Source organism: Streptomyces sp. NPDC060049 (assembly GCF_042736715.1).
Taxonomy (GTDB): Bacteria; Actinomycetota; Actinomycetes; order Streptomycetales; family Streptomycetaceae; genus Streptomyces.
In genome coordinates, this window is the sequence record NZ_JBHWVV010000005.1 from 500,330 (window position 1) to 510,905 (window position 10,576).

Here is a 10,576-nt window from a genome sequence, read left to right on the forward strand (position 1 = left end):
CATTAGGTAATCTATCGAGTCATGCTGGATATCCGCCGTCTGCACATGCTCAAGACCGTCGCCGCCCGCGGTTCCATCGCCGCGGCGGCCCAGTCCCTGGCACTGTCCGCCGGTGCCGTGTCCCAGCAGCTGGCCGCGCTGCGTCACGACGTGGGCGTCGATCTGCTGCGCCCCGACGGGCGAACCGTCGCACTGACGGAGGCGGGCCAGGTGCTCGTCGAACACGCCGACCGGATCCTCGCCGCCGTCGAGGAAGCCGAATGCGCCATGGCAGCGGTCAAAGTCACGGTCGGGGCCACCGCCACGCTCGCCGCATTGCCGTCCACGGTCGCCGGGATCGTGGCCCCCGCGCTCACCGCACTGGGCTCACGCCACCCGCAGCTCACCGTGACCTGCCTTGTCAGCGACCAGGCGCAACTGCGGGAGCTGACCCTCGGCGCCGTCGATGTCGTGCTGGGACAGCGGTATCACCACCTGCCCGATGCGACACCCCGGGGCATCGAGGTCTCACCGCTGCTCGATGACCCGCTGCTCGTCGTCACCGCGGCCGACGTAGCCGGCGAGCGGCCGGTCGCCCTGCGGGAACTGGCCACGCACCATCTCGCCGTGCCGCCGCCGACCACCGACTGCGGACAGGCCATCCTGAACGCCTGCCGGCAAGCCGGCTTCACGCCCACGCCCCGCTACGTCACCGCCGACATCGGCGCCCAGCTCACCCTCGCGCGGGCCGGCCTCGCCACCGCGCTCGTCCCCCGAACGGCCATCGACCCGACCACACCCGGAATCCGCACGGTGCCCATCGAGGACCGCCCGATCCTGCGCGTGCTCTTCGCCGCGACCCGCCACACCGAAACCGCGAACCCGACGACAGCGGCCGTCGTCGCAGCGCTGCGTACAGCCTCCCAGCGGACCGCAGTTGTCCGGTAAAAGCCTTCTGAGCCGTCTCGGAGCGTGGGGGGTGGTGGCGCCGGCCCGTCCCGGACACGGGTGGTGCGGCTCTCGTTCGCGTGACCGCTCACTCCTCCGGCACGGCAACTGCGGCTAGCTTCCCTTCCTCGTTGCTCTGGACCGAGATGCCGATCCCGAACTCCTCCTCCAGGAAACGCAGAAGAGCGACGCCAACGGACTCTCCGGTTCGCGTATCGAAGCGCTGGAGAAAATCAGGCATCCGCCCGATGGAAAGATGTGGAAGACCTGGCTCCGACGAAAAGACCACTGCACCCTTGTCCGCGCATGTGACGCGCGTAAAGCCCGCCTCACTCGCGTGGACGGCCACGGCCCGCGTTCCAGCGGATATACGGCTCAGTGATTCATCGCTCGCCGCATGCGAATACCATGATTCAACCAGATAAGCCCATGTTCCTGCATGTCCCGCGCGGATGATGGACTGCGGTCGAGGGAAGAAACCGGCTGTCGTCAGAAGAGTTGCCAGGCCATCGTCCTCGACGTCGACGAAGTCGAGGTCTCCGACCGTCTCGTCATCGTCAAGCATCATGATCTGGTCGGCCTCGCCCTTGGTCAGGTCGACGATAGCCGGTGCGGTGAAGCCAAGGTCGGCGAACATCTCGGAAGGCGACCGGTTCTCGACGAATACGATCGTATAGCCGGTGTCATAGGCGGTGGGAATCCACTGAAGGCCATCGTTCATCTCATCTCTCGTTTCTCGCCGGGGCTGCCTGGAGTCGTGGTTTCGACGAGGGAGCGACTGAATACGGGCGTGCGACGCTCCGGGAGACAGCCGCTGTGACCGCGTCCCGCCGCGGGCAGTCGACGGCAAACCGGCATCGACTCCCGGGCGCCGCCTCCACCCTCCTGCCGTCAGTGCGGCCTGTTGCGGAGCAACTGTCGGCGCAACCGCAGCCGGTGGTGGGCAGACCGGCCGCGACCGGGCCGATGAGAATCGTCGTACGTCGCATGAGCGGAGCGTAGACGCCGGCACTGACGGGCCCTTGCCGGTTACCAGTTGGGACAGAGAGTTGGGACGGAGTGCCCCGGCGGGGCGGGCGCCGGGCCGGGCTTGGAGCGCGCCGCCGGCAGTCAGGGCCGGCCCGGCTGCCAGCGGCCTGGGCCCGGGGTTGATGGATCAGGTGCGGAGGAGGCTGTTGGTTCCGTCGTGGCCGTCGGCTTGTTCCTCGTCGAACCAGTAGTCGCCTGCGGCCAGGTAACGGAAGGAGTGCACGCTCTTCGCCGGCATGCCGACGGTGACCGCGCGCGTGCCGTCGCTGCACGGCTCGAGGGGGTGGGCGCCCGGCTTCCAGTCGTTGAAGTCACCGACAACGCTGACGGGACCGGGCGGGACGTCGGCGGGCAGGACGAACGTGACCTGAGCCGAGTCCTTGAGCTTCTTGCGTTCGAGCATGGCGGAGGGCTCCCTGGAGGAGAGGTGGTTGTTTCGGCTCATCCTCCGGCCCGCATGCAGTGCAGGCACCCGCAGGCGGCCATCCGGGCCCCGGCTTCACCCGCCCGGCACAGGCCGCCTCCCACACACGCTTCATACTCGCCGACGGACACGGCGGTGGCGTACTCGTGCGCCTACCAGAGGGGCAGGATTTACCTCGGTCCGTTCGTCCGGTCTGCGGCCTGCCGCTGTCGATGTGCGGCTCGCTCCTCGATCATGCGGCGAAGGGCGGCGAGCGCGCCGCGCTGGGCGGCGTACGGCTGTTCGCCGTCCGCGGGGAGACCGGCGAGCAAACGCACGAGGCGCTGCGGCTGGGGCTGCCGGCCCACGACCAGCACGCGGAGGCCCCCGCGCTCCAGGGCTCCGTGGAGGCCGAGGAGGCCGAGGAGGAGAACCGGGCAGGCCGAGTCCATGAACGGCACTCGGTGCACGTCGGTCAAAGCCGCCGTGGCCTCGGGCGCCAGGGCTTCGGGGGCTCGGCGGAGGGCAGGTTCCGCGGCCGCGTCGAGCTCGTCGGCGATGCTGATCACGACCGTGTTACCGGCGTGCTGGATCGCCGTCTCGAGTGAGGCCGTCATGGCGGTGCCCTTCCTGCTGCCAATCGGCCCGACGCGGGCGCCTCGCCGGGGTGGCGGGCATATCCGCAAATGTCGCGTCACATGCACACCTCCACATCCCCTGCGGCGCAGGCGACCCGAGGGCCCTGAGGGCACCGCTCAGGGCCCTCGCCCCTCACCCGAGCAGGCCCCGGACGGCGAGGTGGCCCTCCGCGCTCAGCCGTCGTCCGCGGCGAGGATCCGGTCCGCCGCGAGGTGCGGGCAGTCCCCCCGGTGCCAGGTCACCGACAACGACCCCTTCTCGATACCCACGGTCCGTGCCGTGCCGTCGACGGCACTAGCCCGACAAAAGGGACACACGAAGGTCTTGGGGCACAGAAGATCGAACACGGCCAAGCCCTTCCCGCGGCAATGCCCGGACACCGGTCATGCTCAGGATTACCAAACCTTGCACGCGCTGGCCGCACTACCGGCGAGTACTGCTCGGAACGTCACTTTTGGCGGAGCGAGCAGGGCGGGTGACCGGTTGATCAGGACTCCGTCGGGTGGTGGAGGCTCAGGCGGCGGTAGGCCGCGCGCGCACTGGCGATGCGGGCGACGGCCGTTCCGGTGCCCGCCGCCGCCAGGAGGCAACCGAGGCGGCCCAGGTCGTAGCCGGCGGCCCAGGTCAGTTCGCCCATGGGCGGCGTCGCGAAGCCGTTGAGGATCAGCCAGCAGACCAGGGCCGTACCCGGCGCCGCGACGAGCCTGGCTCCCGTACTGACCACGGCACACACTGCGGACAGGACGAGGAGGTCGATCGCGGGATCGCCTTGGCCGTTGAGGTAGTTGAGGGCGCTGACCAGGCATAGGGCCGCGACAGCCGCGGCCGCCCAGACCGAAGGGGTGGCGACGGGGCGGGGCACCGCCCGGACACCGGAACGCAGACGCCACCACTGCACCACGCGATTCCTCCTTCGCCCCGCCTCCTCCATGGGAGGCCTCGTTCATGATGCCCGAGCAGGGGAGGCGCCCGGACGCGCGGGCGGAAATCGTACGCGTCCCGCCTGCGCGCGCCCTCCCCCTACGGCTCCGCCGTGCCGTCCTTCGCAGCGGCCGGGCCGGGCATGCCGCGCGGAGCGGAGCCGGCCAGACGGGTCAAGAGCGGGCCCGCGAGAGCGAGGACGAAGACGTACGCGGTCACCAGCGGCCCGAGTGAGCCGTGCGTCGTCCCGACGAGCCCGACGATCACCAAAGAGAACTCGCCCCGGGCGATGAGCACGGTCCCGGCGCGCAGCCGACCGCGCCGCCCCACGAAGTCGCGTGCGGCCGCGAACCGTCCGGTGGCCACTTTGGTGGCGGCGGTGACCACCGCGAGCGCCAGAGCGGCGGGCAGGACCGGCAGGAGGTCGGCGGGATCGACGGACAGCCCGATGGCCGGGAAGAACACGGCGGCGAACAGGTCCCGTAGGGGGCTGAGCACGGCGCGAGTGCGGGTCGCGGTCTCCCCCGTGAGGGTGAGGCCGACGAGGAAGGCGCCCACCGCCGCCGAGGCGTGCACGGCCTCCGCCAGAGCAGCGACGATCAGGGTGAGGCCCAGTACCCGCAGGAGCAGCTGCTCGGCGTCCGGATGGGAGATGAGGCGGCCTACGTGATGGCCCCACCGGTAGGAGACGGTGAAGGCCACGGCGACGGCGCCCACGGCCACCAGCACGCCCAGCACCGCCTGCCACCACTGGCCGCCCGACGCGAGCACGGCGAGGACGGGCAAGTACAGGGCCATGGCGAAGTCCTCCAGGACCAGCACCGACAGGACCGCCGCTGTCTCCCGGTTGCCCAGCCGCCGCAGATCCTCGAGCAGACGGGCGACGATGCCGGAGGAGGAAATGTAGGTGGCGCCCGCCAGGGCGAAGATCCCGACGCCGTCCATTCCCAGCAGCCATCCGGCCACCGCTCCCGGGACGGCGTTGAGCCCCAGGTCCACCAAGGCTGACGGAACGTGCCGTCGCATGCCCACCGCGAACTCGGGGAGCGAGAACTCCAGGCCGAGGGTGAGCAGGAGGAGGACGACTCCGATGGCGGCGCCGGTCTCGACGAACTCACCGGCGGCCGGTACAGGGGCGAAACCGCCCTTGCCGACCGCGAGGCCGGCGACCAGGTAGAGCGGGATCGGCGAGAGGCCGAAACGGCGGGCCAGGGTCCCGAGCACGCTCAGAGCGGCCAGGATGAGGCCGAGTTCCAGCAGTAGTGCGACCGGCGTGTGCACGCGGCCTCAGCCCTGGATGATCTGTTCCACGCCCGCGATGCCCTCGTGGGTCCCGATCACCACCAAGACGTCCCCGCCACGAAGAACCTCTCGTGGTGTGGGCGAGGCGATCACGTCCTCACCCCGGACGACAGCGACGATCGACGCGCCCGTGCGGGTCCGCGCGCGCGTGTCCCCCAGCGGCACCCCGTCGTACGGGCTCCCCGCGCGCACCTCGACCTGCCCCGACAGCAGCCCCGGGACCTCCCGCGTCAGGTCGGCGAACCGCTCCGCGATCCGCGGGGCCCCGAGGATCTCCGCGACCGCGTCGGCCTCCTCGCCGTTGAGCTGAAGCACCGGCCGGCCCTCGTCCCGGTCCTCTTCCCCGTAGACGACCACGTCGAAGTCGCCGGTGCGCCTGGCCACCACGCCCACCCGGTCACCGCGGTGATTGGTGAACTCGTACCGCAGACCCACACCCGGCAGGAGTACCTCGGTGACATCCATCCCGCCATCATCGAGCGGCACCGTGGACCCGGCACGCGCGCGGACCCGCGCGGGGGATGCCGGAGCCGCCGCACGCCGCACGTCGGGGGCCGGAAGGTGCCGCGCACCGCTGCGAGGCGGGCGCGGTCAGGCGCGCGTCACCACTCCTGCTCCTGTGCGACGCACCGGCCACCTCCTGCCCGACGACCTCGCACCGGTACCCGACCCCGAGCCCCATGGGGAGCCTCCGGCACCCGGCCACTGCTGACGCGCGCCCTGGCCCGGGAGGCCGGGCGAGCCCGGCAGTTCCTCGCCGCCGGAGAGTGGCGACCTGCCGCAGCGGACGCCGAGGCAGCGGCGGCGGTCCTGGCCCGCCTCACCGCCCCGCTCCCGACCCGGCGGGCCGCGACGGCGCGGACAGCGGCCACGGACCGGGACCGGGACCGAAGGCTGCAGCGCATCCTGCGCACCACCCTCCACCACCTCGACGCCGGTGCCGTCAGCCCGCCTGCCGCCGCCCTCCTGGCCTCCGTCGCGCGCGCTTTGCTGCCCTGGTACGCCGCCCCCAACCCGCCGGCTGCCGCGGCGGCCCCGAGGTACGGGCCCATACCGGGGGCAGCGGGCTGCGTGGACGTGCCGCCGACCGGAGCGGGCGAAGCCCTGTTCCCCGGTCTGATCTCCCTGTTCACGGCGCTGGCCACCGACGGCACGCTGGAGAGCGGTCCGCTCACGCCCCCCGTCGAGCCCTGGCAGGTCGAGTACACAGGCCTGTTCCGACGCCACGGCAGGCCCTCTCCCGGGGTGTGGACGGCCGAGACCGTCGGGTGTCCGGGGTGCGGGGGTACGGCCGGCCCCTGGACGGTGACCTGCGACTGGCACCTGGCCACGCTGGGCTGCCCGTGTGGGGCGGTGACCCACGGACACGGCCTCGCCCTGTCCGAGGTGTGGCTCCTGCTGCCGGACGCGTGACCGAGGGCGCGGGGGGCTCGGATGACCCCGCCGACCTCGTCGCCGAGGACGGCCCGGCACTCGGCACTCGGCACGGCTACTTCGTGGTCTCCTCCAAGCGACGCCCGTCCTCGATGCGGATCACCTCCCGCTCACGCACCGACTCCCGGTACAGGCCACGCAACCGTCGTCTCCGTCGGACGGTCGTAGTCGATGCCGTCGACCCCCCAGCCGTACAGCTCGCGGATCTGCCCCATGAACCAGTCCGCGCCGCCCCGCGCGCGCTCCAGTCCGGCCTCGGGATCGGCCCACAGTGCCCGCACCTGGTCCTGGACCTCGTCGTCGAGCTCCCAGCCGTCGAGCCTGATCCGGCCCTGTCCGTCGAGCTCCAGCGGGGTCTCCCCCGTCAGTTGCGCCCACAAGTCCGCCGCCTGCTCCGCCGTGGTACGGAACCCGTCCGCGAGAACGGTCCGCAGGAACGCCGTGTACAGGGCGATCGACGGGATCGCGCTCGACGCCTGCGTGACGGCCGCGCCGGCGACCGCGGTGAACGCCCGGCCCTCGTCTCCCAGCTCCGCGTCCAGAAGCCCGGCGGTCCGCTCCAGGTCCTCCTTCGCGGCCCCGATCGTGCCCTGCCGGTAGATCGGCGCAGTCAGCTCCGAGCCGATGTAGGTCAGCGCCACGGTCGTGAAGCCGGTGGCCAGCAGGCCGCGCCCGGCCAGCGCCTCCACCCACAGCCGCCAGTCCGCGCCGCCCATCACCTGCTGCGTCGCGTATCGCTCCTCGTCATCGGCGGCGTCGAGGGATACGTGTCCGACCTTGGGGGCGTCACCGGAGAAGTCCAGGGCCGGCGCCTCGTACGGCCCGCCGAGCGGCTTGATCACCGAGTGGTAGACCGTGCCGGTGGCGGGGTCGGTGCGGCGCGGAGCCGCGAGGCTGTAGATCAGGTAGTCGACCTTGCCGTACCGCTCCTCCACCAGCGCCAGCACCTGCTCCTTGCCCGCTTCGGAGAACGCGTCGGTGTTGACGAACGCGAAGTCGTGACCGGCGTCGTGGGCCAGGGCGTCGACGGCCGCGGTGCGGTACCAGCCCGCCGTGGCGGTGCGCCGCTCGGTCTCCGCCCCCTCGAAGGCGACACCCACGCCCCGGATGCCGTGCCGGCGCAGCCCCGTCAGCAGCGTGGCCAGCCCGTACCCGGCGCTGTGGCCGAGGAGCAGGACCACCGGGCTACTGCCGTCGGCGCGCGCCGGGATCTGCTCCCACATGCGGTGCACGGTCTGGGCGGCGCCGTCCGGGTGGGAGTTGACGATCAGGAATCCGCGCTGCTTCGGGTCGATCTGGCGAAGGGTCACATTGCGTCCATTTCAGTTCGGTACGAACCGGGCGAGGAGCGCACGCGTTCGGTCCACCGTCTTGCGGCGCGCCGGTGTCCTCGTCCGGGATGACGGCGGTCAGGCCCCGTTCGGATCGGTCACCGGCTCGGCCAGGGCCAGGCCGTTGATGCCGAGACCCTGATCCGAATGCCGCTCCGGATGTCCGCCTTCGGGGATCGTACCGACGCCCTTGCCGGCGATCAGTGCCAGCGCCTGACGGAGAACGCGCTCGGTCGTTGTCGCCTTCGGCATTGACGATGATCATTCTGCACTGATGCCGGCCGTCGATGCGGAGCGCGGGCGCGAAAGCGGTGCCTCCGAGTCGATGACCGGCGGCGGCCGGGCGGCCGCCCCGGACCTCCGAAGGAGTCGGAGCGGCCCTGACACCCACGGCACCGGCGGCTCCGGCGGTCCCGGCCCATATGCACCCGCCGGAGCGGACATCGCGCAGCTGACAGCGGTGCCGACGCCGCCCGAGGGACGGGATCGGGTGGAACGCCCGCCAAACCTCCCGGAAGGTGTTTTCCCTCCTTCAGCCCATGCCCGTTGGCACTTTCGGAGCAGGGGCCCTCTCATGGACTCGGGCGGCCTCCCGATCCGGCCGCCATGGCAGAAGGGCACGCCCATGCACGAGATGCGCGCCGAGTCCGTCCCCGGCCGATCCGAAACACTCTGGCACGTCCTGGCCAGAGGGCAGAGCGTCACCAGCCTGTGCGGCTATCGTCCAGCTGCGGAGCGGATGGTCACCGCACTCATGGCCAAAGGAGCAGTGGAACGCTATTGCGACCGCTGCATGACCGCCTTCCGCGCCGCGATGGAAGACCGCGCACCGCACGCGGACGAGCCGCCCAGAGATTCGGCAGCCGCGTAACCGGCCACCTGCCGAATCGTTTCCGTGGACGTCGCGTCACCCGCACACCTCCGCGATCCCTGCGGCGGCGTACGCGACCCGAGGGCCCTGAGAGCACCGCTCAGGGCCCGAGCCCTCGCTCTCGGCCGACCCACCGGCGAACGCAGTTGCGCATCCCCGAGCCGGTGTGCGGATCCGACCGCCCCCGCGGACGGACGGATCCGCTCACCAGGGCCCGCTCGCCCGCGCGCGTAATGTTGCAGTGTGACCCGGCGGGCCTCCTGTGCCGCCTTTGCGGCGGTGACAGGCAGTGATCTGCATGGACGAAGGCGAATTCGGTGGGCTGCTGAGTTCACTGCTGCGGTCGGTGCACAGGATCAATACCGGCGAGCTGCCCGGCCTGGTGCACGGCGCCGCCCGGTCCTTGGGGCTGCTCGATGCGGTGATCTTCCTGGCCGACCTCCAGGAGGTCAGGCTCGTTCCGCTGACCGCAGACGACTTGCGCACCCCCGCCCCGACCGAGGGCCCCCGGCCCGGTCTGCCGGTGGACGGGACGCTCGCCGGCTGGGCCTACCGGACCGGATCCCTGCAGCTGACGTCGGGATCCGAGCTGATCATGTGGCTGCCGCTGGTGGACGGCGTCGAGCGGATCGGCGTACTGCGCCTGACCGCGCCGGCACTCGACGCGTCCACCCTGGAACAATGCACGGTCCTCGCGTCACTCGTCGCGCATCTGGTCGTCTCCAAGGCCGCGTTCAGCGACACCATCCAGCGCACCGTGCGCTCGAACCCGATGACCATCCAGGCCGAACTCGCCTGGGCGTTCATGCCGCCGCGCACGATCGGGACTCCGAGCGTCACCTCCAGCGCCGTCCTGGAACCCGCCTACGCGATCGGCGGGGACGCCTTCGACCACAGCCTGACCTTGCGCACCTTGCACGTGACCGTCATCGACGCCATGGGACACGACCTGGCCTCGGGTCTGTCCGCGGCCGTCGCCCTGGCCGGCTGCCGCTCCACCCGACGGGGCGGAGGCGACCTCGCCGACATCAGCGCGGCGGTGGACGACGCGCTGAACCGCTGGCTACCCGACCGGCTGCTGACGGCGGTCTTCGCCGACCTGGACCTGGAGACCGGTGCACTGACCTGGGTCAACTGCGGCCATCCCCCGCCGCTCCTCATCCGTCGGCACCGCGTGGTACCCGACGCGCTGCTCCGGCACGCGCAACTCCCCCTGGGAATCAGCTCGCACCACACACCACGGGTTCCGAGCGTCATCCAGCACGCCCAACTCGAGCCCGGCGACCGCGTCCTGATCCACACCGACGGCGTTACCGACGCCCGCGCCGCATCCGGGCAGCGCTTCGGCGAAGAACGCCTCATCGACACCGTCGTACGCGCCACCGCCGCCGGCGAAGCCTCCCCCGAAGCCCTGCGCCGCCTCGTGCGCACCATCCTCGACCACCATCAGGGCCGGCTCACCGACGACGCGACGATCCTGCTGGCCGAGTGGCACCCCCCAGCCCCAGCCCCCCACACCGCCTGACATCCCTTACGGGCACTGCCTGAGCATGTCCGGCGAAGGCGGCAGCGCGCATGAGTACGGCGTGCCGCGGCTGGTTTGCCGTGGCACGCCGTTCGGTGGGGTGGTGGGTGGCAGGGTCACATTCCTTGTGGGTGTGGCTGCCTAGTGGGGGTCAGTGGCCGTGGTGGCGTCCGCGGCGGCCCCAGGACTCGGTG

General features: G+C 71.5%; 12 protein-coding genes. 4 read left to right on the forward strand and 8 right to left on the reverse strand.

All coding sequences use genetic code 11. The features are described from left to right. Positions 1-21 precede the first annotated feature (21 nt). Positions 22-927 (forward strand): LysR substrate-binding domain-containing protein, encoded by a 906-nt coding sequence (locus tag ACFWBY_RS12485; protein ID WP_385344617.1) that lies wholly within the window; start codon positions 22-24, stop codon positions 925-927. 88 nt (positions 928-1,015) lie between these two features. On the opposite strand, the gene ACFWBY_RS12490 is transcribed toward ACFWBY_RS12485, so the two are convergent. From ACFWBY_RS12490 to ACFWBY_RS12515, 6 genes are all read right to left on the reverse strand, one after another. Continuing rightward, positions 1,016-1,648 (reverse strand): hypothetical protein, encoded by a 633-nt coding sequence (locus ACFWBY_RS12490; protein WP_385344614.1) that lies wholly within the window; start codon positions 1,646-1,648, stop codon positions 1,016-1,018. Positions 1,649-2,083: 435 nt separating this feature from the next. After that, on the reverse strand, positions 2,084-2,359 hold the full coding sequence (locus tag ACFWBY_RS12495; protein ID WP_385344611.1) for an isoamylase early set domain-containing protein: 276 nt from the start codon (positions 2,357-2,359) through the stop codon (positions 2,084-2,086). Between the two features lie 191 nt (positions 2,360-2,550). Beyond that, positions 2,551-2,976, reverse strand: a complete 426-nt coding sequence (locus ACFWBY_RS12500) for an STAS domain-containing protein (RefSeq protein WP_385344609.1) — start codon at positions 2,974-2,976, stop codon at positions 2,551-2,553. 509 nt (positions 2,977-3,485) lie between these two features. After that, the gene (locus ACFWBY_RS12505; protein ID WP_385344606.1) at positions 3,486-3,899 is read right to left on the reverse strand and encodes a hypothetical protein; all 414 of its coding nucleotides are present in this window, start codon (positions 3,897-3,899) and stop codon (positions 3,486-3,488) included. A 119-nt stretch (positions 3,900-4,018) separates the two neighbouring features. Further along, on the reverse strand, positions 4,019-5,200 hold the full coding sequence (locus ACFWBY_RS12510) for a cation:proton antiporter (protein ID WP_385344603.1): 1,182 nt from the start codon (positions 5,198-5,200) through the stop codon (positions 4,019-4,021). Between the two features lie 6 nt (positions 5,201-5,206). Further along, a complete protein-coding gene (locus ACFWBY_RS12515; RefSeq protein ID WP_385344601.1) occupies positions 5,207-5,686 on the reverse strand; it encodes a cation:proton antiporter regulatory subunit in 480 nt (159 codons plus the stop codon). A 606-nt stretch (positions 5,687-6,292) separates the two neighbouring features. Here ACFWBY_RS12515 and ACFWBY_RS12520 point away from each other — a divergent pair. Further along, entirely contained in the window at positions 6,293-6,634 is a 342-nt protein-coding gene (locus tag ACFWBY_RS12520; RefSeq protein ID WP_385344599.1) for a hypothetical protein, read from the forward strand. Between the two features lie 131 nt (positions 6,635-6,765). Here the strand turns inward: ACFWBY_RS12520 and ACFWBY_RS12525 are convergent, their stop codons facing one another. Together ACFWBY_RS12525 and ACFWBY_RS12530 are read right to left on the reverse strand one after the other, a co-directional pair. Next, a complete protein-coding gene (locus ACFWBY_RS12525) occupies positions 6,766-7,965 on the reverse strand; it encodes an enoyl-[acyl-carrier-protein] reductase FabV (RefSeq protein ID WP_385344595.1) in 1,200 nt (399 codons plus the stop codon). Between the two features lie 99 nt (positions 7,966-8,064). Next, a complete protein-coding gene (locus ACFWBY_RS12530; protein WP_385344593.1) occupies positions 8,065-8,238 on the reverse strand; it encodes a hypothetical protein in 174 nt (57 codons plus the stop codon). Positions 8,239-8,611: 373 nt separating this feature from the next. On the opposite strand from ACFWBY_RS12530, the gene ACFWBY_RS12535 reads away from it, so the two are divergent. Both ACFWBY_RS12535 and ACFWBY_RS12540 read left to right on the forward strand, forming a co-directional pair. Continuing rightward, on the forward strand, positions 8,612-8,857 hold the full coding sequence (locus ACFWBY_RS12535; protein WP_385344590.1) for a hypothetical protein: 246 nt from the start codon (positions 8,612-8,614) through the stop codon (positions 8,855-8,857). Positions 8,858-9,155: 298 nt separating this feature from the next. Continuing rightward, complete coding sequence (locus ACFWBY_RS12540; protein WP_385344588.1) at positions 9,156-10,382, forward strand: PP2C family protein-serine/threonine phosphatase; 1,227 nt, start codon at positions 9,156-9,158, stop codon at positions 10,380-10,382. Positions 10,383-10,576 lie beyond the last annotated feature (194 nt).